Source organism: Salinilacustrithrix flava (assembly GCF_041228405.1).
Lineage (GTDB): Bacteria > Actinomycetota > Acidimicrobiia > Acidimicrobiales > Salinilacustritrichaceae > Salinilacustrithrix > Salinilacustrithrix flava.
This window is the reverse complement of the sequence record NZ_CP133888.1, coordinates 3264777-3288653: the sequence shown is the minus strand read 5'-3', so window position 1 is coordinate 3288653 and position 23877 is coordinate 3264777. Positions and strand designations below refer to the sequence as shown.

Genomic DNA, 23877 nt, shown 5'->3' with positions numbered 1-23877 from the left:
TCATGGCAGCAGCCCGGTCAGCGGCAGGCCGGTGGCCTCCGGGAGGCCGGCGAGCACGTTGGCGCACTGGATGGCCTGGCCGGACGTGCCCTTCACCAGGTTGTCGATCGCCGAGAGGACGAGCAGGCGGCCGGTGCGCTCGTCGTGGCGCACCGTGAGGTGGGCGCAGTTCGAGCCGGCGACCGCCTTGGTCTGGGGGATGCGGTCGTCGACGACGACGAAGGGCTCGGCGGCGTAGGTGTCCGCCAGGCACGACAGCAGGTCGTCGCGGCTCGCGCCCGCCGCCGGCGTGGCGTAGATCGTCGAGAGGATGCCGCGGGTCATGGGCACCAGGTGCGGGGTGAACAGCACCTGGGCCCCGGTGGCCTGCTCGATCTCGGGCGTGTGGCGGTGGTCGAGCAGCCCGTAGGCCGTCATGTTCTCCGACGCCGAGGCGAACGTGGTGTGGGCCTTCGGCGGCCGTCCCGCGCCGCTCACCCCCGATGCGGCATCGACGATGACGCCGGTGGTCTCCACCAGCCCGGCCCGCACGAACGGCGTGAGGGCGAGGGCCGCACCGGTCGGGTAGCACCCGGCGACCGCGACCAGGTCGGCGCCCGCCAGCTCGTCGCGGAACAGCTCGGGGATGCCGTAGGCGGCCTCGGCCAGGAGCTCGGGTGCCGGGTGCGTCTGGCCGTACCACTGCTCGTACAGGGACGGGTCCTTCAGCCGGAAGTCGGCCGCCGCGTCGATGATCCACTTCACCCGGCCGCGCAGCCGGGGCACGATCTCCTGGCTCAGCCCGTGGGGCAGGCCGAGGAAGACCAGGTCCAGCCCGTCGCAGTCCTCCGCGGTGGCCGGGGTGAAGGCGAGGTCGGGGTAGGCGGCAGCCAGGTTCGGGTACAGGTCGGCGACCGCGGTGCCCGCCTGGCTCTCGGCCCCGGCGACGCGGACCTCGAGCTCCGGGTGGGCCGCGAGCAGCCGCAGCAGCTCGGACCCGGCGTAGCCGGACGCACCCAGGATGCCGACGGAGATCATGGGCGGAGCCTATCCGCTTGCTTGCATGACTATGCAAACGTGTTCCGGGGCCCGTCCGGGTACGAACCCACCATGGCCGATCACCGCTTCGCGTTCCGATTCGATCCCACGTACCGCCGGCTGGCGCTCCCCTTCGGCGTGCGGCCCTCCACGGCGGTGGTCCGGGTGAGCGACGAGCAGCTCGACGCCCGCTTCGGTCCGTGGCGGGTGCGCACGCCCCTGGCGAACGTCGCCGGGACGCAGCGGACCGGGCCCTACACGCTGCCCAAGACCGCCGGGCCTGCCCACCTCTCCCTCGCCGACCGGGGCATCACCTTCGCGACGAACGGCGATGCCGGGCTCTGCATCGGCTTCCACGAGCCGGTCACCGGGATCGATCCGTTCCGCCTCATCCGGCATCCCGGGCTCACCGTCACGGTCGCCGACCTCGACGGGTTGGAGCAGCTCCTCGACGCTTGACCACGGGCGGCGGTGCCAGCCGGGCTACAACGTTGCGATGCACACGCCCCTGGACCTGGACCTCGTGCGCCGGCAGTTCCCCGTCTTCGGCACCGACGCCGGGCGGTGGGCCATGTTCGAGAACGCCGGCGGCAGCTACGCCTGCGGCCAGACGATCGACGCGCTCCACGAGCACTACGTGCACCGAAAGGTGCAACCGCACCACCCGGGCGGACCGGCGATGGCGGCCGGTCGCGCCATGGACCGCGCCCGGGCCCGGTGGGCCGAGGCCCTGGGGGTCGGCGAGGACGAGGTCCACCTCGGCCCGTCGACCTCGGCGAACACCTACACCCTCGCCCACGCCTTCGAGGAGCTGCTCGGCGCCGGCGACGAGGTGATCGTCACCGACCAGGACCACGAGGCCAACCGCGGCGCCATCGAGCGAGCGGCGATCCGGGCCGGTGCCACCGTGCGGGTCTGGGGCATCGACCCCGACACCGGCCTGCTCGACCCGGCCGAGCTGGAGGACCTCCTGTCGGCCGCCACCCGGCTGGTGCACCTCCCGCATGCGTCCAACATCGTCGGCGTCCTCAACGACGTCCACACCCTGGTGCGCCTCGTGCACGAGGCGAGCGCGTGGGCCGTCGTCGACGGCGTGTCGGCCGTGCCCCACGGCATCCCCGACGTCGGCCACCTGCACGCCGACGTCTACCTGTGCAGCCTCTACAAGGTCTACGGGGTCCACCAGGGGCTCATGGCCGTGCGGCGACCCCTCCTCGACGCCCTCCCGAACCAGGGCCACTTCTTCAACGCCGACGTGGTGAGCAAGCGGCTGAACCCGGCCGGTCCCGATCACCCCCAGGTCGCCTGCTCCGCCGCCGTGCTCGACATGGTCCTCGAGCAGGCCGACCACCACGGCGACCCGGCCGAGGACCTCCGGGCGGCCTGCGACGCGATGGCGAGCCGCTGGCAGGCCCACGAGGCCACCGTGGCCGCGCCCCTGCTGGCCTGGCTCGACGGGCGCGACGACGTGCGCCTCCTCGGCCCGGCCGACGACTCAGCCGGGCACCGCTGCCCCACGATCGCCTTCGTCCCCGAGCACCACGACCCCCTCGCCGTCGCCACCGCCCTGGCCGACCGGGAGATCGCCGTCGGTTCCGGGCACTTCTACGCCTGGCGCACGCTCGAGGCGATGGGCGTCGACCCCCGGCGCGGGGTCGTGCGGGCCTCGCTGGTCCACTACACCTCGGCCGAGGACGTGGCGCGCCTGATCGACGGGCTCGAGGCGGTGCTCGATTGACGGTCCTGCGGTTGGCCCGGGCAGCGCTCGTGGCCGTGCTGGCATCGCTGGCCGTGGGCATCGGGACCGCCGGCGCGCAGACCGACCCCGCGTCGGCCGCGCAGCCGCCCGTGCTCGTCACCGGCGACTCGCTCTCGCACCAGGCGGCCGACGACATCGCCCGGTCGCTCGGCGCGCTCGGGTACCACGACGTGCGCTTCGAGGTCTGGGGCGGCACGACGATCAGCTGGTCCACCGACAGGGTCCTCGAGCACCCGGCCCCGATCGTGGTGTTCGCCAGCGGCACCTTCGACGTGGCCTGGGGTTGGACGCCCACACACGAGGAGCACGCCCGCCGGGCGGTCGAGGTCCTGGAGCAGCGCGGGTGCGCGATCTGGGTGCTCCCGGCCGCGGCCCGCTACCCCGACGGTGTCCGACGGCCGCACCCGGAGAGCCGCGACGGCGTCGCCGGCATCCGGCGTGCGGTGGACGGCTCCGGCGTGCACCTCGCCGAGTGGGACCTGGTGGCCGACGCCCTGCCCGAGATCCACGTCGCTGACGGCGTCCACGTCTCCGACGACGGGCAGGTGCTCTACGGCGACCTCGTCGCCGGGAGCGTGCGCCACCGGTGCGAGGGCCCGGATCCGTCCCGGACCGAGCCGCAGGCGCGCTACGCGGCCTGGGCGATCGAGACGCTCCTCGGCCGGGAGCCCACGGCCACCGCCATCGCAGCGTGGACCGACCGGCTGGCCGGCGGCCACCCCCGCATCGCCTTCACCCGTGCCCTCACGGCGAGCGAGGCCTGGGCGGGCACGCAGGTCGATGACCTCTACCGCCGGGCCCTGGACCGGGACGCCGACCCGGCGGGCCGGACCTACTGGGGCGGCCTCGTCGCCGGCGGCGTGGCCCTCGACCTGATCGCCGCCCACGTCTTCGGCTCCGACGAGCTCATCCAGCGGGCCGGGGCGACGCCGTCGGGGTTCGTGACCGCGCTCTACCACCGGCTCCTGCGCCGGGAGCCCGAACCGCCCGGGCTGGACTTCTGGCTCCGGACCCTGGCCGGTGGCGCCTCGCCACCGACGGTCGCGGCGTCCTTCCACCGCTCCCCCGAGTCCCGGGGCGACCGCGTCGACGCCCTGTACCGCCACATCCTCGGTCGATCGCCGGACCCCGCCGGTCGGGCGGCGTGGGTCGATGCGCTCACCACCGTCAACGACCTGCGCCTCGCCGCCCTGCTCGCCGCCTCCGACGAGGCCCACGCCCGGGCCCAGACCGCCGGCTGACCGGGCTCGCCCCGCAGCCTGTTGCCTGCGCTACCCGCGCAGGTGCGCCGGGAAGCCGGCCTGGACCGCGTCGATGATGGCCTGGCGGACCTCGCCGACCTCGCCGTCGGTGAGGGTGCGGTCGCGTGCCTGCAGGCGGACCCGGTAGGTCAGCGAGCGGTGACCGTCCCGGACGCCCTCGCCGCGGTAGGTGTCGAAGAGGCGGACCCAGCCGAGCAGGTCGCCTGCGGCCCGTTCGATCGTCGACCCCACGTCGGTGGCCGAGATGCCCTCCGCGACCTCGAAGGCGAGGTCGATGTCCGATGACGGGAACCGGCTCACCGGCGTGTAGGTGGGCTCCCCGTGGGGGTGGGCGAGGAAGCGGTCGAGGTCGACCTCGAGCCAGGCGACCCGACCGGGGATGTCGTAGGCGGCGAGCACCTCGGGGTCCACCTCCCCGACCGCGCCGACCGGCTCACCCTCGACCCGGACCACCCCGGATCGGGTGGCGTGCAGGCCGGGCATCTCGGCGTTGGCGACGTCGGCACCGGGTACCGACAGGCCGTCGCACACGGTCCGCCACGCTTCCACGGCGGCGGTGGCGTCGGCGCCGGCGACGATGACGGCGACCGTCTCGCGCTCGTCGGGCAGCTCGGCGTCGGGGTCCATCGGACGACGGAAGACGTGGCCGATCTCGAACAGGGCGATGCCCTCGTTGCGGTGGCCGACGTTGTGGCGCACGGCCTTCAGGAGGCCCGGCAGCAGCGAGGTGCGCAGCACGGACTCCTCGGCCACGAGGGGGTTGGTGATGGTGATGCCGTCGCCGGGCAGGCCGGCCCGCTCGAGGTCGCCAGGGGCCAGGAAGGGCATCGGTGCGGCTTCGGAGAGCCCGAGCCCTGTGAGCAGGCTGCGCAGCCGGCGGCGCTCGAGCTGACGGCGGGTGAGGTGGCCCGACAGCGACGACACCGGCATCGTCTTGCCGAGGCGGGCGTAGCCGTACATGCGGCCGACCTCCTCGACGACGTCGATCTCCACCTCGGAGTCGAGCCGGAACGACGGCAGCGCAACTCGCATCGGCTCACCCTCCGCACCGAGCTCGGTGGTGAACCCGATCGGGTCGAGCAGCTCCTTCATCTCCTTCGGCGACAGGTCGGCGCCGAGGATGGCGTTGACACGGGCCGGTCGGACCTCGATCGGGGTGCGGTCGGGCAGCTGGCCCCGCTCGTCGACCAGGCCCTGCGACACGGAGCCGACCGAGCCGCCGCCGACGCCCCCGAGGAGCTCGACGAAGCGGTCCTGGGCGAGGTCGATGCCGTCGGGGTCGACGCCCCGTTCGAAGCGGGCGGAGGCCTCGGAGCGCACACCGAGCCGCCGGCTCGACTTGGCGAGCGGCATGCGCTCGAACCAGGCCATCTCCACGACCACGTCCGTGGTGGCGTCGGAGATCTCCGAGTCGGCCCCGCCCATGATCCCGGCGATGCCGACCGGGACGTCGGTCGCGTCGCAGATCAGCAGGTCGGCGGTGGTGACCGTGCGCTCGACGTCGTCGAGGGTGGTGATGGTCTCGCCCTCGTTCGCGAGGCGCACCCGGAACCCGGCGCCGCCGAGGGTGGCGAGGTCGTAGGGGTGGGAGGGCTGGCCGAGCTCGAGCATCAGGTAGTTCGAGGCATCCACCACGTTGTTGATGGGCCGCATGCCGAGCAGCGTGAGCCGGTTGGCGATGAGCGGATCGGACGGGCCGACCGTGACGCCCTGCAGCACCCGGGCGGTGAAGCGACCGCAGCGCTCGGGGGCGAGGATCTCCACGGAGACCAGGTCGGCGGTGGCCGGACCCGTCGTGGCGATGGTCGGGGTGGGCAGCTGGAACGGCAGACCGAGGCGGGCGGCGACGTCGCGGGCCACGCCCGCCACCGACATGGCGTCCGGGCGGTTCGGGTTGATCTCCAGGTCGTAGAGCACGTCGGCGGAGATGCCAAGCGCCTCGGTGAGCGGCACGCCGGGCTCGAGGCCTTCGGGCAGCAGCAGGATGCCGGACGGGTCGCCGGGCAGGTTGACCTCGGGCGGGCTGCAGAGCATGCCGTTGGACCACTCGCCGCGCAGCTTGCGCCGGGCGATCTCCATGCCGTTGGGCATGGTCGTGCCGAGCGTGGCCAGCGGGACCAGGTCGCCGACCGACATGTTGAAGGCGCCGCAGCAGATCTGGAGCGCCTCGCCGTCGCCGGCGTCGACGTCGACCAGCTGGATCTTGTCCGCGTCGGGGTGGGGGCGGAGGTCGAGGACGCGGGCGACGACGATGCCGTCGAGGCCCTCACCGAGCACGTCCATCTCCTCGACGGCCATGCCGAGGTCGCTCATCACGTCGCCGAGCGCGACCGCGTCGAGCTCGATCGGCGCGAAGTCGCGCAGCCAGGAGTGGAGAACCTTCATCGTCGCTCCTAGAACTGCCGCAGGAAGCGGACGTCGTTGGTGATCAGCTCGCGCAGGTCGTCGACGCCGGCCTTGGTGACCGCCAGGCGCTCGATGCCGAAGCCGAAGGCGAACCCGGAGAACTCCTCGGGGTCGATCCCGCAGTTGCGCAGCACGTTGGGGTGCACCATCCCGCAGCCGCCCAGCTCCAGGAACGAGCCGTCGGGGCGGATGATGTCGAACTCGGCCGAGGGCTCGGTGAAGGGGAAGTACGACGGACGCAGGCGGGAGGAGAACGCCCCGCCGAAGTAGGCCTTGGTGAAGCGGTCGATGGTGCCGGCCAGGTCGGTGAGGGTGATGCCCCGGTCGATGACCAGGCCCTCGATCTGGTGGAACACCGGCAGGTGGGTGGCGTCGGCCGTGTCCTGGCGGAACGTGCGCCCCGGCATCACCGAGTAGATCGGCGGTTCGGTGGTCTCCATGACCCGCACCTGGACCGGCGAGGTGTGCGTGCGCAGCAGCGTGTGGCCCGGCTCCCCGAAGTCCACGTAGAGCGTGTCGTACATGTCCCGGGCCGGGTGTCCCTCCGGGAAGTTGAGCGCCCCGAAGTTGTAGTGGTCGGTTTCGACCTCGGGACCCTCCGCGACGGTGAAGCCCAAGCCGACGAAGACGTCCTCGAGCTCCATGATCGCCTGGGTGACCAGGTGGAGGTGCCCGGCCCGGGAGCCGGCCATGACCTCGGTGAGGTCGAGGCGGTCGGCCTGCAGCCGCTCGGTGCGCTCGGCCCGCTCGAGGTCGTGGCGGCGGTCGTCGGCGGCCGCCTGGAGCTCGTCGATGACGTCGTTGACGGCCTGGCCGACCGACTTGCGCTCGTCGGGGTCGAGCCGGCCGAGCTCGCGCTTCAGGCCCTTCAGCGACCCCTTCTTGCCCAGCGTGGTGCGCACGACCTCGTCGAGGGCATCGACGGTGGGCGCCTCGGCGAGGCGGGCACGGGCGTCGTCGGCGATGCGGGCGAGCTCATCCATCATGGTCATGGAACCCTGCCCGACCGGGGCGGCGGCTGGCAAAGGGCTTCACCCCCAGGGCGGCGCGTTCCTGTCAGACCCTCTGAGGAGAATGGGCGACATGACCGGTTCCGCCTCTTTCGCTCACGACGCCGACGTCACGTCGGTGGCGCGGGAGCGGTTGGACCTCGCTGCTGCAGCGGCGGCGGGTGTCCAGTCCGCGGAACGGGATCTCGTCCGGGCGCTGCTCGATCTGTGGCCGATGTCGGCGTGGCGGGCTGCCGGTGCCACGTCCGCGAAGCGGTGGCTGCTCGCCTACACCCACTGTTCCGAGCAGGAAGCCCATCGGCTCGAGCGCCTCGCCGGGCTCTGCCACCGCCACCCCGCCCTCGCCGAGGCGGTCCTGTTCGGCGAGGTGTCGATGGCCCGGGCCCACACGCTGGGCCACGCCGCGAACCCCGACCGGGAACCGTGGCTGGCCGACTCCCTGGACGCCTTCCTCCGCCTGGCCGAGCGGGGCTGCGACGACGCCGACTGGGCCGGGGCCGTACGCCACTGGGCATCCCTCGTGGACCAGGAGCGCGAGGTGCGCCGCGTCCCGGCCCACTCCGTGGTCCTCACCCAGAAGCTGTTCGGTGGCGGCGAGATCCACGGCGACCTCTCCCCCAACGCCTTCCTCAACGTCGCTACCGCCCTCGACGCCTGGACCGACGACCCCGATCCGAAGGACGCTCCCTACCAGCGCTCGCTCGGCGAGCGGCGCGCCGACGCCCTCGACGACATCTGCCGGGCCGGCCTCGACCCGGACAGCACCCGTTGGGGCTCCGCCGACGCCGAAGACGACGACCACGACGAAGACGAGTGGGAGGACGTGGAAGCGGCGGACACCTTCGACGGCTTCTGCCCGACCGATGACCTCGACGAGCACCTCGCATCGACGGACGAGCTCGACCCGCTGGTCCGCCTGCGCCGGCGGCTCCGCAAGGCCGAGGCCCACCGGCGCCGCCGAGCCCGCCGGCGCACCCGGTCCCGCTCGGGGATCTGCGTCAACGTCCACATCGACCTGCGCACGCTCGCCGACCTGCGACATGTCGACGACCTCGAGGACCTCGTGCTGCGGGGCGACGGGTGGAACCTCACCCGCGCCGCCGCCGATCAGCTCCTGTGCGACGCCGCGCTGACCGCGGTGCTCTTCGACGGGAAGGGCACGCTCCTCGATGCCAACGACGCGGCGGAGCAGTGGTCCCGCAAGCAGCGGCGCGCCATCGCCGCCCGCGACGGCGGTTGCGTCTTCCCCGGATGCGGCCGACCACCACGGCACTGCGACATCCACCACCTGCACCACCGCGGCCGGGGCGGACCGACCCGCACCGGCAACGGCGCCATGCTCTGCCGGTTCCACCACCGCCTGCTCCACCACCACGGTTGGCGCCTGCTGGTCGAAGACGGTCGGTGGATCGCCATCGACGCCCACGGCACCCGATGGACCGGACGGCCGACCCCGCTCGTCAGCTCGCGCGGCGATCCGCCGTGACGCCGGCGCACCCCTGCCCACGTCCCGCCCGCCGTTCCGGCCCACGCCCATCCCGGCCCCAGCCCCGGTGACCCGACCCATCCCCCGGTCGGGTCCCCGGCGCGCCGCCGTGCCGGCGTTGAGCGCGCTCAGGCCTCGCCGTGAGCGCGTTCGAAGGCGTCGGTGGGGAGCGTGAAGGTGAAGGTGGCGCCCTGGCCCGGTTCCGAGGTGGCGGTGAGCTCGCCGCCGTGGGCCTCGACCAGGCCCCGGCTGATCCACAGGCCGAGGCCGGTGCCGGTGGGCCGGCCGTGGTCGCGGCGGAAGAACTTGGTGAAGACCCGGGGCAGGTCGTCGGCGGGGATGCCCTCCCCCGTGTCGGCCACCGACACCCGCACGTGGGGGCCGTCCACGTCGGCGGAGACGGCCATGCCCTCGAGGCTGCCGTACTTGGCCGCGTTCTCGACCAGGTTGGTGAGCACCTGCTCGAGCTTGTCGGGGTCGGCGTAGACCTGGGGCACGTCGTCGGCCACCCGCACCTCGCACTCGAGACCCGGGTGGGCCATGCGGACCTTGTCCACGACCGTCGTCGCCAGGTCGGCGACGTCGACCAGCTGGCGACGCAGCACGAGACGGCCGGTCTCGAGACGGCTGATGTCGAGCAGCTCGGTGACCAGGCGCGTGACCCGGTCGGCGTCGTCGTGGACCTGGCTGAGCATCTCGCGCTTCTTGTCGTCCTCGATCCGGTCCCACCGGTTGAGCAGCAGCGACACGTAGCCCTTGACCGACGTGAGCGGGGACCGCAGCTCGTGGGAGACGGTGGAGACGATGGCGATGCCGGAGCGGTCGCCCACCGGTCGAGCGGCGAGCACGGTGCCGCCGCCGACCGCACGGGCGGTGACGGTGACGGCGACGTCGCTGCCGTCGGCCCGAGCCATCAGGAGCTCCACCTCCTTGCCCGGCGCGGGCCAGGCCCCGGCGTCGATCGGATCACCGACCGGATCCCGCACGACCAGGGCCTCGGTGGCCGGCCGCCCGATCCGGTCGTCGAGGGAGCCGAGCAGCTCGGTCGCTGCCGCGTTGCCCGCGGCCAGCGTGCCGTCGGGCGCCACGGCCAGGACGGCGTCGGGCAGCACGTCCCACCCGGCGAGGTCGCTCACGGCGCTGCCGCCCGGCGCTGGCGCGCCGCCTCGAAGGCGACGACGGTGCCGGTCATGGCCACGTTCAGGGATTCGACCCGGCCGGCCATGGGGATCCGCACCGCCACGTCCGCCGCGTCGACGACGGTGCCGGGCAGCCCGTGGGCCTCGTTGCCGAGGAGCACGGCAACATCACCGCTGAGGTCGACGTCGTCGAGGCCCACGGCATCGTCGAGCGTGGTGGCCAGCACCGTCATGCCGGCGCCACGCAGCCGGCTGAGGGCCTCGGTGGCGTCGCCGACGGCGAGGACGGGTACCCGGAACAGCGCGCCGGCCGATGCCCGGACGCACTTGGGGTTCCACAGGTCCACCGCATCGGCGCAGGACACTACCGCCGAGGCCCCAGTGGCCTCGGCGACGCGCAGCAGCGTGCCGGCGTTGCCGGGGTCGGCCACGCCGACCAGCACCAGCACCAAGCCGCGCAGGACCGAACGCTGCGGTGGTGCCGGGAGGGCGGCCAGCGCAGCCAGCGGTTGGGGCGTGACCGGTGAGGTCACCTTGGCCAGCGCACCGGCCTCGACGTCGCGCACCGGGACACCGGCGGCCCGAGCGGCCGCGATCGCGTCGGCCGGGGCACCGGGCTCGGCGTAGACCTCGGCCACGTCGACCCCGGCCTCGATGGCCTCGACCACGAGGGTCGGGCCGTCGATGACGAACTGGCCGGCGTCCAGACGCGCCCTACGGCGCCCCGAGAGGCGCCGTAGGTGCTGCAGTGCGCTCGACCGGGGGCCGAGCAGGTCCGTCATGGACGACGCTTACGCTGCGCCCTCGGACTGGGCGGCGCCGAGGGCCTGGTCAGCCACGCCGACGAGGGACGCGAAGGCGGCATCGTCGCGGACGGCCAGGTCGGCCAGCTGCTTGCGGTCGACCTCGACCCCGGCCTCACGCAGACCGGCGACGAAGCGCGAGTAGGTGGTGCCGTGGGTGCGGCAGGCGGCGTTGATGCGCTGGATCCAGAGCTTGCGCATCTCCCCCTTGCGGGCTCGACGGTCGCGGAACGCGTAGTTCCCCGAGTGCATGACCTGCTCGTTGGCCGAGCGGAAGGTGCGGCTCTTGTCGCCGTAGTAGCCCTTCGCCCGACCCAGTACCTGCTTGCGACGCTTCTTGCTGTGGACGCCGCGCTTGACACGTGCCATGTCTGACTCCTCTCAGTGGATGTTCGGCTGGGTGCTTCTCAGATGCCGAGCATCCGCTTGACGCGCTTCTCGTCGGCCTTGCTGACGAGCTCGTCACCCTTGAGGCGGCGGAGGCGCTTCTCGCTCATGCGCTCGTTGCCGTGGTGGCGGTTGGCCTGGCGTCGGCTCACCTTGCCGCTCCCGGTGATCTTGAAGCGCTTGGCCGACGTGCGGTGGGTCTTCATCTTGGGCATGGCTCTTCCTTCGTCTTCGACGTGCGTGGTAACGGGGCGGCGGTGCGCCCGGCGTTCAGTCGGACGTCTCGTTGGGGGCGTCGGCCTCGGCTTCGGCGGCTGCCTCGGCTTCGGCGGCTGCCTCGGCTTCGGCTTCCTTGGCTGCGGCCTTCGCTGCGGCCTGGGCCTTCTTGTCCGGTCCGAGGACCATGGTCATCTGACGACCCTCCTGGCGGGCGGTGGTCTCCACCCGGCCCACCTGGGAGGTGGCTTCGACCACTCGATCGAGGATCTTGCGGCCGAGCTCCGGGTGGGTCATCTCTCGACCTCGGAACATCAGCGTGATCTTGACCTTGTGACCCTCCTCCAGGAAGTGGATGACCTTCCTGGTCTTGGTGTCGAAGTCACCCGGCCCGATCTTGGGTCGGTACTTCATCTCCTTGATGGAAGCACTCGAGCTCTTGCGACGAGATTCCTTCGCCCGTTGCGCAGCCTCGTACTTGTACTTCCCGTAGTCCATGATCCGACACACGGGTGGGTTGGCCTTGTCCGCCACCTCGACCAGGTCGAGGTCTTGCTGGCGGGCGATGGCCAATGCCTCGGGCAGTGGCTTGATCCCGATCTGCTCACCGTCAGCACCCACGAGGCGGACCTCGCGGGCGCGGATGCGGTCGTTGATGCGGGGCTCGTCAGCAGCTATCGCCGATCACTCCTCGACAAGTTGTCCGTTCCTCCTGTGGTTCGGAACTTCGTTCGGAATCACGAGGAAGCGGTACCTGCCGGGAGGGCGTTGCCCCCACACGCGGAAACGGACGTCCGAAGACGTCCGCCACACCGAGTCGCCGACACCCGGGGGTGACGGCGAGGTGTTCCACGACCCGAGCGCACCAGCGGTGGTCGGGTGGGGGGCGGGCCCCGCTTGCTCGATCAGTTGTGGCACCAATGTACCGGGTCGTGGCGCCGACGTGGCAAGTGCGCCAGGATCAACGCTCTGACGTGCCCCGCGCACGCCACCCCGGTGGCGAGGAAGGAGATGCCCGTGTCATCGCTGTGGACACCAGGAGGCGAGGTCCCCGTCGACCGCTCCAGAGGCGGATCGGAGCCACCTCCCTCGGAGGCGACCGCGCCCCGACCGGGCTCGGGAGGGCCGCCGTCGGAGGAGGAGCTGGCCGCCCAGGCCGCCGAGCTGCAGCGCTTCCTGCTCGAGGCGCCGGCGGAGGAGATCGTCGCCCAGCACGCCATGGGGCTCTACGAGCTGGCCGTCATCCACCTGTCCCAGCCCGAACCACGCCTCGGCGACGCCCGCCTGGCCATCGACGCGCTCGTCGCGCTCGTCGACGGCCTCGAGGGGCGCCTCGGCGAGGTGGGCACCCAGCTGCGCCAGACCCTCCCCCAGCTGCAGATGGCCTTCGTCCAGATCGCCGACCGCGGCGGCGAGGGGCAGGAGCCGACCACGGAACGTACCGACGGATAGGTTGGCGACACGCTGGTGCGAGCGAGGGGGAGGTGAACGTGGCCGACGTGGAGACCCGGGCCGTGCACGCGACGCTCGCCGACCACCTCAACGACCTCGTGGCCGTGTTCGACGCCGAGGGCCGCTGCCTGTTCCTCAACCGCACCGGCCGACGCCTCCTGCGCCTCGACCCGGACGCGTCCCTCGACCTCCGCCTCGAGGACCTGCCGGGCAGCGCCGACCGGGACCGCTTCGCCAACGTCGTGTCCGCCGTCCGGGCCGGAGACACCTGGACCGGTTCGATGTCGATGGCCTCGCCCATCACCGGGGAGTTCCCCACCCGCTCCACGATCTGCCCGCTGACCCTGGACGACGGCGAGCCCGGGTTCGGCTGGGTGGCCAAGGACACGACCACCGATCGCGACGTCATCCGCAGCCTGCGCCAGCGGGCCTTCTACGACCCGCTCACCGGCCTGTCGCACCGCTCGCTCTTCCTCGACCGGCTCGATCTCCTGCTGCGCCGGGTCAGCGGCGACCCGACCCCGGTCGCGGTGCTTTTCGTGACGCCCGACCGGTTCAAGGAGAAGATCAACCGGTTCGAGCAGAGCGCGGGCGACGTCCTGCTCAAGGCCATCGCCTCCCGGTTCCCCGAGCACCTCGCCACCGATCAGAGCGTGCACCGCTGGGGCGACGAGGACTTCGTCGTGCTCTGCGAGCGCGTGGACGACGAGGCGGACGCCCTCGCCGTCGCCGAGGAGGTCGCTCGCTGCTTCCGTGACCCCTTCACGGTCGGCGATCACGTGGTCATGCTGACGGCGTCGTGCGGCGTCGCGCTCGGCGTGCCCGGCTCGATGACCACCGACGAGCTCATCCGCCACGCCGACGCCGCCGCCCAGCTGGCCAAGAACACCGGCGGGGGCAGCATCAGGCTCTTCGACGAGGAGCTGCGGGCCCGCGCCATGCGCCGGGCCGAGCTCGAGGACGAGCTGTGGGGCGCGGCCGGGCGCGGCGAGCTGGTGCTGCACTACCAGCCCGAGGTGCTGCTGCGAACCAACGAGATCGTCGGCGCAGAGGTCCTCCTGCGGTGGCGCCACCCCCAGTGGGGTCTGGTCGCACCGAACGAGTTCATCCCGATCGCCGAGACCAGCAACCTGATCATCGAGATCGGTGACTGGGTCATGCGCGAGGCCTTCACGCAGTGCGCGGCGCTGCGCCACCGCCACCCCGACCGCGATGCGCTCGTCATCGCCGTCAACATCTCCGCCAAGCAGTTCGTCGCCCCCGACTTCGCCGACAAGGTGGCGACCGTGCTCGCCGACACCGGCGCCCGGCCGGCCGACGTGTGCCTGGAGATCACCGAGAGCGTCCTGCTCGACGACGCCGAGGAGACCATCTCCCGCCTCGGCCAGCTCAAGGCCCTCGGGGTGCACCTCGCCATCGACGACTTCGGGACCGGCTACTCGTCGCTGTCGTACCTGCGTCGCTTCCCGGTCGACATCTTGAAGGTCGACCAGAGCTTCGTCAGCGGCCTCGGCCACGACCCCGAGGACTCCGCCATCGTCCAGGCGGTGATCCACATGGGACGGGCGTTGCGCATGACCACCCTCGCCGAGGGGGTCGAGACCGCCCACCACGTGATCGAGCTGCGGGAGCTGGACTGCGACGTCGCCCAGGGCTTCCACTTCGCCCGGCCGATCCCCTTCGAGCAGTACGAGGCGCTGCTCGACGCCGGCGACGACTGGCTGAACAGCTCCACCGGCTGACGTCGGCTAGGACGCCTTCGCGATGCTCCAGGCCTCCCAGCGGCCGAGGCGGCCGGGGATGATGCCGAAGCGCACGGGCGTGCCCACCTCGATGGTGCGGCTGCCGTCAGCGATGCCGGTGCAGTGGAAGTGGTGGACCTCGCCGCCGTCGGTCGTGATCTCGCCCAGGCCGCGGTCCTCGTCGAACGCCGTGACCGTCCCGGTCTTGGTACCCATCGTGCTGACGGGCATGGTCAGTGGACGATCTTCGACAGGGGGAGCTCGAGGATGTCGCTGGCGCCGGCATCGACCAGGGCCGGGATCAACCGGTTGATCTGGTTCTTCGGCACGACGGTCTCGACCGCGTAGCCACCGCCGCCGTACAGCTCGTTCACCGTCGGGGCCTTCATCGACGGGATGATCTCGATGACCTTGTCCAGGTCGGCGCCGCCGACGTTGAGCTTCACCAGCACCTTGCCCCGGGCTTCGAGGGACCCGTTCAGCAGCGTGAGGAGCTGGGCCATGGCGTGGGCCTTCTCCGGGTCGGCGGCGCTGGCCGGGTTGGCGAGCAGCTCGGTGTAGCTGGTGAGGATCGTGTCGACGATCTTGAGGCCGGCGGCGCGCAGGGCCCGGCCGGTCTCGGTGATGTCGACCACGCAGTCGACGATGTCGGGGACCTTGGCCTCCGTGGCGCCGTAGGACAGGCGGATGTCGGCCTCGATGCCCTTGTCGGCGAAGAAGCGCTCCGTGAGGCGGGGGTACTCGCTGGACACCCGCACACCCTGGGGGAGGTCGGCGACGGACTGGACCGGCGAGTCCTGGGGCACGGCGACCACGATGCGCACCGGGTTCGAGGTGGCCTTCGAGTACTGCAGCTGGCCGAGGCTGACGACGTCGGCGCTGGTCTCCTCGACCCAGTCCCGGCCGGCGATGCCCAGGTCGAAGAGCCCCTCGGACAGGTAGCTCGGGATCTCCTGCGGGCGCAGGATCCGGACCTCGTCGATGCGTGGGTCGTCGACCGTCGCCTTGTAGTCGACGCTGCTCGATCGGTTCACCTGGAGGTCCGCGTCAGCGAACAGCTCCATCGTGGCCTTCTCGAGCGATCCCTTGGGCAGCACCAGCTTCAGCACGCCGGCCACGGTACGGGCGGGCCTGCGGGCCGGCCGAATCCGTTCGGTTCAGTGGCGCTGGGCGAGGCGGGCCATCTCCACGGCCACGAGCGCGGCTTCCTCGCCCACGTTGTGGCCGCCGGGGCCCTCGGAGCGGGCCAGGGCCTGCTCGGTGTTCTCCACCGTGACCAGTCCGAACGCGATGGGGACGCCGGTCTCGAGCTGCACCTGCTGCACGCCGTTGGCGGCACCCTCCGAGACGAGCTCGTAGTGGGTGGTCTCGCCGCGGATGACCGCGCCGATGGTGACGATGGCGTCGACCTCGCCGGAGCGGGCCAGGATCCGGCAGGCCATGGGGATCTCGAAGGAGCCGGGCACCGTCTCGATCACGATGTCGTCGAAGGGGATGCCGAGGTGGAGCAGGCCGCGCTCGACGCCGGCGCAGAGCCGTTCGACGATCTCCGCGTTCCACCGCGACCGGACCAGGCCGATGCGCAGGCCGATGCCGTCGAGGTCCTCGGGCACCTGGGCCCGGTCGTCACCGCTCGCCATTATCCGCTACCTCGCGCTCCGGCCCCGGGGGGCCGTTCGTCGCTCGGAACGCTGTCGGCTGCTCGCTGGCGCTCCCGACGCCGACCCGCGTCGGATGGGGCACGACTCACAAGACGTCATCCAAGCCTTCCAACAGGTGCCCCATGCGCTCGCGCTTGGTCCGGAGGTACTTGATGTTCTCCGGGTTCGGCACCGACTCGATCGGGACCCGCTCGGTGATGGTGAGCCCGAAGCCCTCGAGCCCGCCTCGCTTGGACGGGTTGTTGGTGAGGATCCGCATCGTCGTGACACCGAGGTCGACCAGCATCTGGGCGCCGATGCCGTACTCGCGGGAGTCGATCGGCAGGCCGAGGGAGGTGTTGGCGTCCACGGTGTCCTGGCCCTGCTCCTGGAGGGAGTAGGCGCGGATCTTGTGCCCGATGCCGATGCCCCGGCCCTCGTGGCCGCGCAGGTACACGACCACGCCCTGGTCCTCGGCGGCGATCTGGGCCATGGCCTTGTGCAGCTGGGGGCCGCAGTCGCAGCGCAGGGACCCGAACGCATCGCCGGTGAGGCACTCGCTGTGCACGCGGACGAGCACGTCCTGCTCCCCGGCGACGTTGCCGCGCACCAGGGCCACGTGCTCCTCGCCGTCCAGGGTGGACTCGTAGACGTAGCAGGTGAAGTCGCCCCACTCCGTGGGGATGCGGGCCTCGGCCACGCGCTTGACCAGCTTCTCGGTCTTGCGCCGGTAGCGGATCATGTCGGCGATCGAGATGAGCAGCAGGCCGTGCTTCTCGGCGAAGCGCTCCAGCTCCGGGACCCGCGCCATGTCCATCTTGTTCTCGTCGACGATCTCGCACAGCACGCCGACCGGGGACAGGCCGGCCATGCGGGCGAGGTCCACGGCGGCCTCGGTGTGCCCGGCCCGCTTCAGCACGCCGCCCTCGCGGGCGATCAGCGGGTTGATGTGGCCGGGACGGGCCAGGTCGAGCGGGCGGGTGCTCGGGTCGACCAGGGCCTTGATGGTGGCGGCGCGGTCGTGGGCCGAGATGCCGGTGGTGGTGCCCTGGCGGACGTCGACGGACACCGTGAACGCGGTGCGCATCGACTCGGTGTTCTCCCGCACCATCAGGTCGAGCTCGAGCTCGTGGGCCCGCTGCTCGGTGACCGGGGCGCAGATGTAGCCGGACGTGTGGTGGAGGAAGAAGGCGATGGCCTCGGGCGTGGCGTACTCGGCCGCCATGATGAGGTCGCCCTCGTTCTCGCGGTCCTCGTCGTCCACGACGACCACGATCTCGCCACGGCCGATGGCTGCGACGGCGTCTTCGATGGGTGCGAAGGGCATTGCTCTCCTTCCGGGGGTGAGGCGAGCGTACCCGTGGCCCTGCGGCGGGCACCCAACGGGGCCGACCGGGTAGAGGTCCGGGCATGAGCGCACCCGACGAGACGGGCGAGCCCGCCCGCTGGAACCCGACCGACCCCGAACCGTCCTGGCTGGCCGCCGACCGGCGCCCCGAGGGGGTCGACGACGCCACCGTCGAGGCCGTCGGCAAGCTGGGCGAGGCGATGGAGTGGGTGGAGCGGGCCCGTGGCCGCCTGTACGACTTCCACCAGATGATGGGCCACGCCGACCTGCTGGCCGGTGAAGCGGCCGAGCTGCTGCGGGCGTGCGGGCAGGGCGGCCTCGCCGACGACGTGGAGGAGCACCTGGTCGGTCGCAACGTGCTCGAGGGTCGGTGGACCTTCCAGATCGTCGAGGAGTTCGACTCGACCTACTACGCCACGTTCCGGGACGGCCTGCAGCATCTCGAGGGCGAGCTGGTGGGCGGCCGGCCCCACGTGTTCGAGTCCGAGATGAAGGAGGACCGGCGGACCGCGGGCCGGCGCCACCACGAGCAGCGCCCGCCGGAGGCGGGCAGGTCCTGAATCAGCCGCCGACGTCGCGGTGCCACTCCAGCAGGCGCTCGACGTACTTGACCGTGACGTCGACCTCGAGGTTGACGGCGTCGCCCGGTCCCTTGCGTCCGAGGGTGGTGACCTCGGCGGTGTGGGGGATGACGGCGACGGTGAAGCCGTCCTCGAGGACGTCGACCACCGTGAGGCTCACGCCGTCGACGGTGACCGAGCCCTTCACGACCAGGTACCGCAGCAGGTCGATCGGCACTCGCACGCGGAGGTCCGGAACGGCCTCCACGATCTCGCCGACCGCGTCGACGTGGCCCTGGACGATGTGGCCGCCGAGGCGGTCCTGAGCACGCACGGGGCGCTCCAGGTTCACCACGGTGCCCGGCGCCGAGTCGCCGAGGTTGGTCCGGCGCAGCGTCTCGTGGGACACGTCGGCCTCCCACCAGCCGCCCCGGTCGTCGGTCCCCATGGCGGTGACGGTGAGGCAGCAGCCGTTCACCGCGATGGAGTCGCCGATGGAGGCGTCCTCGAGCACGGTGTCGGCGCCGATGCGCAACGTCGCGCCTTCGAAGGAGCGGATCTCGCCCAGCTCCTCCACGATGCCGGTGAACATCACGGGGTCCCTTCGGTGGTTGATCGGGGGTGCGGCAGGAGGTCGATCCGCAGGTCGTCGCCGAGCGACGTCACGGACTCGATCCGACCGCGCCAGGCATCCGCGATGGTGGCGGCACCGGGACCGCGGAACAAGCCGGGTGCGTCGTCGCCTCCGAGCAGCGCCGGCGCCAGGTAGACCACGTAGCGGTCGACGAGGCCGGCCCGGTGCAGCTCGCCGGCGACGGTCGCACCGCCCTCGAACAGGACCTGGACGTGGCCCCGCTGGCCGAGGTCGTCGAGCAGCGCCTCGACCGGACCGTCCCACTCGGTGCAGGGCCGCACCCGCGCGCCGTCAGGGGCGCGGCCGAGGACGATGCGCTCGGGGTCGGGGCCGTCCGCATCGCGGGCCGTGAGCGTGGGATCGTCGTCGCGCACGGTTCCGGCCCCGACCACGATGCTGTCGCTCTCGGCCCGGAGCCGGTGGGCGTCGGCGCGGGCCACCGGCCCGGTGATCCACTGGCTGGTGCGGTCCGGCGCCGCGGTGCGCCCGTCCAGGGTGGCAGCCAGCTTCAGCACGACGTAGGGCCGGCCGGTGCGGCGCTGGTGCAGGTACGGGGCGAGCTGGCGCTCGACGAGGTCGGCGGCGCACCCCACGTCGACGGTGATCCCCGCCTGGCGGAGCCGCTCGGCACCGGCGCCGCGCACCCGCGGGTCGGGATCGAGCACGGCGACGACGACGCGGGCGACCCCGGCGTCGACGAGGGCGTCGGCGCACGGCGCGGTGCGGCCCGTGTGGCTGCACGGCTCGAGGGTGACGTAGGCGGTGGCGCCCCTGGCCCGCTCCCCTGCGGCCTCCAGGGCCGCGACCTCGGCGTGGGCCTGGCCCGGTGGGCGGGTCGCACCGGTGGCGACCAGCTCGCCGCCGGCCACGATCGTGCAGCCCACCCACGGGTTCGGGTGGGCGGTGGCCCGGACATCGGCTGCCGCGGCGATCGCCGCCCGCATCCAGCCCTCGTCGGTCGCGTCAGCCACCGGCCGAGCGTACAAGCGCCTCCGAGCCCGCCCCATCCCCCGCCGACTTCGCCGATCTCGCCAGACTGTCCGGAGTCCGTCCGGGTCCGGCGGGCACGGTGCGAGCGCGAGGGGAGACGATGGCGCCGAGATCTGCGGTCGTGTGCGATGACGACCCGTTGCTGCGCTGCGTGCTGACGAGGGTCATCGGCCCCATCGGCTACGAGGTGTGTGCCGAGGCGGAGAGCCCGTCCGAGGCGCTGGAGGTCATCGACCGGGTCCACGCCGACGTCGTCGTGCTCGACCTCGCCCTCCGCGACGGCCGGGGCGAGGACCTGCTCCGCCACCTGGTCGCCGAGCGTCCGGAGACCAAGGTGGTGGTGTTCTCGTCCCACGTCGGGGATCTCGACGGCCTGCTCGCCGCCGGCGCCACCGCCGTGGTGGAGAAGCCGGACTTCCCGGCCCTCGAGGTGGTCCTCGGCGACCTCGCCCACGGCGGCTCCCTCCGCCACGACCTCCGCCGGCCGGTGGCCCGGCCGATACCGGCGCTCGACCCGCCGGAAGCCCTCAGCCTCAGCGGGTTGGAGCCGTGGTCATCGTTCCGCAAGGCGGCCGAGGGCCTGCTCAGCGGCGACGCCGTGCTGGCCCTCGACCTCATCCCGACGGCCTCGGACGCCGGCAGCTGGGACCACGTGCTGCGCACCGATCACCGGCTCGCCCTCGCCCGGTGCGCGGCGTCGGTGCGCCGGGACCAGGACCGGGTGAGCCTGTCCCCCGATGGGGTCCCGCTGCTGCTGGCGGTCGCGTCGCACCCGGAGGCACCCGAGGCGGTGTTCTGCCGGATCCGGGAGGTGTGGGCCCGGGAGGTGGACCGCGGCACGCCCGTCGGCGTCTACGGCCACGTGCGCAAGGGCATGCCGGCCGGGACGATGCTCGACCACGCCGTGGAGGCCGTGCTCTTCGACGAGCCCACGACCGGCGATCCGCTGCGGATGATCTAGGCCGTTCAGCCGGAACGGTCAGTGGGGGCGGTCGCCGCGGAGGAGCTCGAGGGCGTGGGGCACGACGTCGAGGACGGCGTCGAGGCACTCGATGCACCCGTTGGTGGACCCCGGCAGGTTCAGGACCAGGGCGGCGTCGATGGTGCCCGCGGTCTGGCGGCTGAGCCGGCCGAGCGGGCTGACCAGGCGCATGGCCTCGGCCAGCCCGGGGGCCTCGCGGTCGAGCACGGCCCGCGTGCCCTCGGGGGTCAGGTCCCGGGGCCCGAAGCCGGTGCCGCCGGTGGTCACGAGCAGACCAGCCCAGCCGTCGGCCAGGGCGCGCAGGGCGCGGGCCACCGACTCGATGCCGTCGGCGACGACGAGGCGGTCGTCGATCTCGAAGCCGTTGGCGCGGAGGTGGTCCTCGACGGCTTGGCCGGAGCGGTCCTCTCGGGTGCCCGCCACGACGCCATCGGAGACGGTCAGGATCTTGGCGTGCTCCACGGCGTGGGAGCCTAGGGACGGCGCCATCGGGCCACGTACATGCCATCGGCATCGTCGTCGGGGACCATGGTCTCGGTGCCCTCGAGCTCGAAGCCGGCGAGGTCGACGGCATCGACGACGCCCTGGTTCTCGGCCTCGGTGAGCGTGCACACGCTGTAGACGAGCGAGCCCCCGGGAGCCACGACGCGAGCGGCCTCGCGCAGGAGGCGGACCTGGAGCTCGGCCAACCGGGCCGGGGCGTCCGCGTCGATGCGCCAGCGGGCGTCGGGGCGTCGTCGGAGCACGCCGAGCCCGGAGCAGGGTGCGTCGACCAGCACCCGGTCGAACGCGCCCGATCGGTAGGGGGACGCGGCGGCATCGGCGACGACCACGGGTAGGTCGAGACCGAGCCGGTCCCGGTTGCCCACCACGAGCCGGGCCCGCGCCGGGGACGGGTCGGCGGCGACCACGGAGGCACCGGTGGCGGCCAGGCCGGTGGCCTTGCCGCCCGGGGCGGCGCAGGCGTCGAGGACGAGCTCGCCCGGGCCGGCCCCCACCGAGGCGACGACCCGCTGGGAGGCGGCGTCCTGCACGTAGCCGTCGTCGCGCACGTGGGTGGTGGCGGCGTGGTTCATCGTCCGCAGCACCGACGTCGCGGCATCGGCGCCCAGGCGCTCGGTGAGGGCGGTGACGATCCAGTCGGGGTACGACAGCTCGGTGGCCAGGTCGGGCCACTCGACGCCGGCCGCCACGTCGTCGGCGATCCGGCGCAGGACGGCGTTCACGAGGCCGCGAGCCGGCTTCGGTGCCGCCCCGACCGTGGTGCTCACCGCGGCGTGGGGGGCGACCCCGCCGAACGCGAGCTGGTAGGCGCCGAGGCGCAGCGCGGCGGCCACCCGGGGCGACATCCCACCGGTGCGGTGCTGCGTCACGAGGTGCTCGCACGCCCGGCGCATGCGGGTGGTGCCGAAGACCAGCTCGGTGACGAAGTGCCGGTCGCGATCGGCCAGGTCGCTGCGCCCGAGGACGGCGTTGGTCGCCAGGTTGGCGTAGGCCCCCTCCTCCTCGATGCGGCCGAGGACGTCGAGCGCGGCGCGGCGCACGGCCACGCCGGCGGCGTCGACCGGGGGCTTCGGCTTCGACTTCCGGGTGGGCTTTGACTTCCGGGTGGACCGGGGCGGGCGGGGCGCGCTCATGTGCCGAGCCGGTCGCCGTCGGACCAGCGGGCGCCGTTGGCCCACGCCGACGCCGCCATCCGGGCCTTGCCGGCGGGCTGGACCTCGAGCAGCTCGATCGGCGCGGTGCCGGTCGGGTGGACCACGCCGTCGCCGCCCGGTTGCAGGGAGGTGCGCCAGACCTTGAACCGCTCCCCTGCCAGCGTGGTCCAGGCGCCGCCGACCCGCACCTGGCGGTGGATCCGCTCGGCGGGTGCGTGCCAGTCGATGCGAAGGTCGTCCGGGCCGAGCTTGTGGGCGTACTCCGGCTCCCCCACCTGCGGCGTCGGCTCGCCCAGCCCGGACTGCAGCGTCGAGACGAGCAGCTCGGTGCCGGCGTCGACCAGGCGGGCGCGGAGCTCCTCCGCGGTCTCGTCGGGGCCGATGTCGAGCTCGGTCCGGGCGTGCACCGCACCGGTGTCGAGGCCCTCCTCCACCACCATCAGGTCCACGCCGGTGCGCTCGTCGCCGGCCAGGATCGCCCGTTCGACCGGGGCCGCGCCGCGCCAGCGGGGCAGCAGGGAGAAGTGCAGGTTCACCATCGGCAGCTCGGCGAGCACGTGGGGCCGGATGATGCGGCCGAAGGCGACGACGACTCCGAGGTCGGCGCCGGCATCGAGCACGTCGTCGACCGTGTGGGACACCGGGATGCCGAGGTCGACCGCAGCGGCCTTCACCGGGCTCGGCGCGGTCTTGCCGCCCCGCCCGCGTCGGGTGTCGGGGTTGGTGACGACGAGGCGGATGTCGAAGCCGGCGGCGTGCAGGGCGCGCAGCGGCGGCACCGACATGGCCGGGGTGCCGAGGTAGACGAGCGAGCGGGGGCGCACGGGGCGGGTCGCTCGGCTCAGGAGAAGAAGCCCGACGTCTCCCGGGGGGCGACCTCGAAGCCATCGCGGATGCGCCGGATCTCCTTGAGGGCCTGCTTCTTCGTGTCCGGGTCCATGCGCTCGGTCATGAGCACGCCGTCGAGGTGGTCCAGCTCGTGCTGGAACAGCCGGGCGGTGAGCTCGTCGGCCTCGATCGAGACCTCGTTGCCGTCCAGGTCGACGCCGACGAGGTGCACGACCTTGGGTCGCACGATCTCGAAGGACAGCCCCGGGATCGACAGGCAACCCTCCTCGTAGGTCCACTCGCCGTCGGACTCGACGATGCGGGGGTTGACCAGCACGTGCGGGTCGGCCCGGGCCTCGGGGTCGAGGTCGTAGACGAAGAGGCGCTTGCCCACCCCGATCTGGGGGGCGGCCAGGCCGAGGCCGGGGGCCTCGTACATGGTGTCGAGCATGTCGTGGGCCAGCTTGACCAGCTTGCCGTCGATGTCGGTGATCTCGGCGGCGGAGGCGCGCAGCACCGGATCGCCGACGACTCGGATGTTGTAGGGCGCGCTCATGA

At 72.7% G+C, this 23877-nt stretch carries 26 protein-coding genes; 8 read left to right on the top strand and 18 right to left on the bottom strand.

Annotation, left to right across the window (positions count from 1 at the left end; all coding sequences use genetic code 11):
* Positions 1-1017 carry an N-acetyl-gamma-glutamyl-phosphate reductase gene (argC, locus tag RGQ06_RS16140; RefSeq protein WP_432429445.1) on the bottom strand — a complete coding sequence of 339 codons (1017 nt, stop codon included), beginning with the start codon at positions 1015-1017 and terminating at the stop codon, positions 1-3.
* Between the two features lie 72 nt (positions 1018-1089).
* Between argC and RGQ06_RS16135 the strand changes: the two genes are divergently transcribed.
* Genes RGQ06_RS16135 through RGQ06_RS16125 form a run of 3 tightly spaced genes read left to right on the top strand, consistent with a single transcriptional unit; the run spans position 1090 to position 4017 of the window.
* Positions 1090-1476: a hypothetical protein gene (locus tag RGQ06_RS16135; protein WP_432429446.1), complete on the top strand. Its 387-nt coding sequence runs from the start codon at positions 1090-1092 to the stop codon at positions 1474-1476.
* Between the two features lie 37 nt (positions 1477-1513).
* On the top strand, positions 1514-2755 hold the full coding sequence (locus RGQ06_RS16130; RefSeq protein ID WP_432429447.1) for an aminotransferase class V-fold PLP-dependent enzyme: 1242 nt from the start codon (positions 1514-1516) through the stop codon (positions 2753-2755).
* Between the two features lie 11 nt (positions 2756-2766).
* Positions 2767-4017, top strand: a complete 1251-nt coding sequence (locus tag RGQ06_RS16125) for a DUF4214 domain-containing protein (RefSeq protein ID WP_432429448.1) — start codon at positions 2767-2769, stop codon at positions 4015-4017.
* Positions 4018-4047: 30 nt separating this feature from the next.
* Here RGQ06_RS16125 and pheT read toward each other — a convergent pair whose 3' ends face one another.
* A complete protein-coding gene (pheT, locus tag RGQ06_RS16120) occupies positions 4048-6423 on the bottom strand; it encodes a phenylalanine--tRNA ligase subunit beta (RefSeq protein ID WP_432429449.1) in 2376 nt (791 codons plus the stop codon).
* A gap of 8 nt (positions 6424-6431) precedes the next feature.
* Positions 6432-7436 (bottom strand): phenylalanine--tRNA ligase subunit alpha, encoded by a 1005-nt coding sequence (gene pheS, locus RGQ06_RS16115; protein WP_432429450.1) that lies wholly within the window; start codon positions 7434-7436, stop codon positions 6432-6434.
* A 91-nt stretch (positions 7437-7527) separates the two neighbouring features.
* On the opposite strand from pheS, the gene RGQ06_RS16110 reads away from it, so the two are divergent.
* Positions 7528-8940, top strand: coding sequence for an HNH endonuclease signature motif containing protein (locus tag RGQ06_RS16110; RefSeq protein ID WP_432429451.1), 1413 nt, complete (start codon positions 7528-7530; stop codon positions 8938-8940).
* 128 nt (positions 8941-9068) lie between these two features.
* Here the strand turns inward: RGQ06_RS16110 and RGQ06_RS16105 are convergent, their stop codons facing one another.
* Genes RGQ06_RS16105 through infC form a run of 5 tightly spaced genes read right to left on the bottom strand, consistent with a single transcriptional unit; the run spans position 9069 to position 12142 of the window.
* Positions 9069-10076: a sensor histidine kinase gene (locus RGQ06_RS16105; protein WP_432429452.1), complete on the bottom strand. Its 1008-nt coding sequence runs from the start codon at positions 10074-10076 to the stop codon at positions 9069-9071.
* Complete coding sequence (locus tag RGQ06_RS16100; RefSeq protein ID WP_432429453.1) at positions 10073-10861, bottom strand: TrmH family RNA methyltransferase; 789 nt, start codon at positions 10859-10861, stop codon at positions 10073-10075. Before RGQ06_RS16100 ends, RGQ06_RS16105 begins: the two co-directional genes overlap by 4 nt.
* A gap of 9 nt (positions 10862-10870) precedes the next feature.
* Positions 10871-11251, bottom strand: coding sequence for a 50S ribosomal protein L20 (rplT, locus tag RGQ06_RS16095; protein ID WP_432429454.1), 381 nt, complete (start codon positions 11249-11251; stop codon positions 10871-10873).
* 38 nt (positions 11252-11289) lie between these two features.
* Complete coding sequence (gene rpmI, locus RGQ06_RS16090) at positions 11290-11484, bottom strand: 50S ribosomal protein L35 (RefSeq protein WP_432429455.1); 195 nt, start codon at positions 11482-11484, stop codon at positions 11290-11292.
* 55 nt (positions 11485-11539) lie between these two features.
* On the bottom strand, positions 11540-12142 hold the full coding sequence (infC, locus tag RGQ06_RS16085; RefSeq protein ID WP_432430727.1) for a translation initiation factor IF-3: 603 nt from the start codon (positions 12140-12142) through the stop codon (positions 11540-11542).
* A gap of 360 nt (positions 12143-12502) precedes the next feature.
* Here infC and RGQ06_RS16080 point away from each other — a divergent pair, with 360 nt between their 5' ends.
* Positions 12503-12937 carry a hypothetical protein gene (locus RGQ06_RS16080; RefSeq protein ID WP_432429456.1) on the top strand — a complete coding sequence of 145 codons (435 nt, stop codon included), beginning with the start codon at positions 12503-12505 and terminating at the stop codon, positions 12935-12937.
* A gap of 38 nt (positions 12938-12975) precedes the next feature.
* Entirely contained in the window at positions 12976-14679 is a 1704-nt protein-coding gene (locus RGQ06_RS16075; RefSeq protein WP_432429457.1) for a putative bifunctional diguanylate cyclase/phosphodiesterase, read from the top strand.
* 6 nt (positions 14680-14685) lie between these two features.
* Here the strand turns inward: RGQ06_RS16075 and RGQ06_RS16070 are convergent, their stop codons facing one another.
* The 4 genes from RGQ06_RS16070 to RGQ06_RS16055 form a co-directional block, all read right to left on the bottom strand.
* Entirely contained in the window at positions 14686-14910 is a 225-nt protein-coding gene (locus tag RGQ06_RS16070) for a hypothetical protein (RefSeq protein WP_432429458.1), read from the bottom strand.
* Between the two features lie 2 nt (positions 14911-14912).
* Positions 14913-15788, bottom strand: a complete 876-nt coding sequence (hisG, locus tag RGQ06_RS16065; protein WP_432429459.1) for an ATP phosphoribosyltransferase — start codon at positions 15786-15788, stop codon at positions 14913-14915.
* A gap of 48 nt (positions 15789-15836) precedes the next feature.
* A complete protein-coding gene (gene ribH, locus RGQ06_RS16060; RefSeq protein WP_432429460.1) occupies positions 15837-16319 on the bottom strand; it encodes a 6,7-dimethyl-8-ribityllumazine synthase in 483 nt (160 codons plus the stop codon).
* A gap of 106 nt (positions 16320-16425) precedes the next feature.
* Positions 16426-17646, bottom strand: a complete 1221-nt coding sequence (locus RGQ06_RS16055) for a bifunctional 3,4-dihydroxy-2-butanone-4-phosphate synthase/GTP cyclohydrolase II (protein WP_432429461.1) — start codon at positions 17644-17646, stop codon at positions 16426-16428.
* Between the two features lie 83 nt (positions 17647-17729).
* Here RGQ06_RS16055 and RGQ06_RS16050 point away from each other — a divergent pair, with 83 nt between their 5' ends.
* Positions 17730-18227, top strand: coding sequence for a hypothetical protein (locus tag RGQ06_RS16050; RefSeq protein WP_432429462.1), 498 nt, complete (start codon positions 17730-17732; stop codon positions 18225-18227).
* Between the two features lies 1 nt (position 18228).
* On the opposite strand, the gene RGQ06_RS16045 is transcribed toward RGQ06_RS16050, so the two are convergent.
* Together RGQ06_RS16045 and ribD are read right to left on the bottom strand one after the other, a co-directional pair.
* The gene (locus tag RGQ06_RS16045; RefSeq protein WP_432429463.1) at positions 18229-18819 is read right to left on the bottom strand and encodes a riboflavin synthase; all 591 of its coding nucleotides are present in this window, start codon (positions 18817-18819) and stop codon (positions 18229-18231) included.
* A complete protein-coding gene (gene ribD, locus RGQ06_RS16040) occupies positions 18819-19832 on the bottom strand; it encodes a bifunctional diaminohydroxyphosphoribosylaminopyrimidine deaminase/5-amino-6-(5-phosphoribosylamino)uracil reductase RibD (protein ID WP_432429464.1) in 1014 nt (337 codons plus the stop codon). Before ribD ends, RGQ06_RS16045 begins: the two co-directional genes overlap by 1 nt.
* 119 nt (positions 19833-19951) lie before the next feature.
* Between ribD and RGQ06_RS16035 the strand changes: the two genes are divergently transcribed.
* Positions 19952-20812 carry a response regulator gene (locus tag RGQ06_RS16035; protein WP_432429465.1) on the top strand — a complete coding sequence of 287 codons (861 nt, stop codon included), beginning with the start codon at positions 19952-19954 and terminating at the stop codon, positions 20810-20812.
* 18 nt (positions 20813-20830) lie between these two features.
* Here the strand turns inward: RGQ06_RS16035 and RGQ06_RS16030 are convergent, their stop codons facing one another.
* Genes RGQ06_RS16030 through def form a run of 4 tightly spaced genes read right to left on the bottom strand, consistent with a single transcriptional unit; the run spans position 20831 to position 23875 of the window.
* Complete coding sequence (locus RGQ06_RS16030) at positions 20831-21295, bottom strand: MogA/MoaB family molybdenum cofactor biosynthesis protein (protein ID WP_432429466.1); 465 nt, start codon at positions 21293-21295, stop codon at positions 20831-20833.
* Between the two features lie 11 nt (positions 21296-21306).
* Positions 21307-22470 (bottom strand): transcription antitermination factor NusB, encoded by a 1164-nt coding sequence (locus tag RGQ06_RS16025; protein WP_432429467.1) that lies wholly within the window; start codon positions 22468-22470, stop codon positions 21307-21309.
* Entirely contained in the window at positions 22467-23315 is an 849-nt protein-coding gene (locus tag RGQ06_RS16020) for a methionyl-tRNA formyltransferase (protein ID WP_432429468.1), read from the bottom strand. The genes RGQ06_RS16025 and RGQ06_RS16020 overlap by 4 nt, the downstream gene beginning before the upstream one ends.
* A gap of 17 nt (positions 23316-23332) precedes the next feature.
* Positions 23333-23875: a peptide deformylase gene (gene def / locus RGQ06_RS16015; protein ID WP_432429469.1), complete on the bottom strand. Its 543-nt coding sequence runs from the start codon at positions 23873-23875 to the stop codon at positions 23333-23335.
* Positions 23876-23877 lie beyond the last annotated feature (2 nt).

Excerpts from the sequence above, each read along its gene's own strand:
- pheS (WP_432429450.1), bottom strand. The coding sequence starts at position 7,436 with ATGACCATGATGGATGAGCTCGCCCGCATCGCCGACGACGCCCGTGCC.
- pheT (WP_432429449.1), bottom strand. The coding sequence starts at position 6,423 with ATGAAGGTTCTCCACTCCTGGCTGCGCGACTTCGCGCCGATCGAGCTC.
- RGQ06_RS16055 (WP_432429461.1), bottom strand. The coding sequence starts at position 17,646 with ATGCCCTTCGCACCCATCGAAGACGCCGTCGCAGCCATCGGCCGTGGC.
- ribH (WP_432429460.1), bottom strand. The coding sequence starts at position 16,319 with ATGGCGAGCGGTGACGACCGGGCCCAGGTGCCCGAGGACCTCGACGGC.
- def (WP_432429469.1), bottom strand. The coding sequence starts at position 23,875 with ATGAGCGCGCCCTACAACATCCGAGTCGTCGGCGATCCGGTGCTGCGC.
- RGQ06_RS16045 (WP_432429463.1), bottom strand. The coding sequence starts at position 18,819 with ATGTTCACCGGCATCGTGGAGGAGCTGGGCGAGATCCGCTCCTTCGAA.
- argC (WP_432429445.1), bottom strand. The coding sequence starts at position 1,017 with ATGATCTCCGTCGGCATCCTGGGTGCGTCCGGCTACGCCGGGTCCGAG.
- RGQ06_RS16135 (WP_432429446.1), top strand. The coding sequence starts at position 1,090 with ATGGCCGATCACCGCTTCGCGTTCCGATTCGATCCCACGTACCGCCGG.
- RGQ06_RS16035 (WP_432429465.1), top strand. The coding sequence starts at position 19,952 with ATGGCGCCGAGATCTGCGGTCGTGTGCGATGACGACCCGTTGCTGCGC.
- rplT (WP_432429454.1), bottom strand. The coding sequence starts at position 11,251 with ATGGCACGTGTCAAGCGCGGCGTCCACAGCAAGAAGCGTCGCAAGCAG.
- rpmI (WP_432429455.1), bottom strand. The coding sequence starts at position 11,484 with ATGCCCAAGATGAAGACCCACCGCACGTCGGCCAAGCGCTTCAAGATC.
- RGQ06_RS16070 (WP_432429458.1), bottom strand. The coding sequence starts at position 14,910 with ATGCCCGTCAGCACGATGGGTACCAAGACCGGGACGGTCACGGCGTTC.
- RGQ06_RS16130 (WP_432429447.1), top strand. The coding sequence starts at position 1,514 with ATGCACACGCCCCTGGACCTGGACCTCGTGCGCCGGCAGTTCCCCGTC.
- RGQ06_RS16110 (WP_432429451.1), top strand. The coding sequence starts at position 7,528 with ATGACCGGTTCCGCCTCTTTCGCTCACGACGCCGACGTCACGTCGGTG.
- RGQ06_RS16050 (WP_432429462.1), top strand. The coding sequence starts at position 17,730 with ATGAGCGCACCCGACGAGACGGGCGAGCCCGCCCGCTGGAACCCGACC.
- RGQ06_RS16025 (WP_432429467.1), bottom strand. The coding sequence starts at position 22,470 with ATGAGCGCGCCCCGCCCGCCCCGGTCCACCCGGAAGTCAAAGCCCACC.
- RGQ06_RS16100 (WP_432429453.1), bottom strand. The coding sequence starts at position 10,861 with ATGACGGACCTGCTCGGCCCCCGGTCGAGCGCACTGCAGCACCTACGG.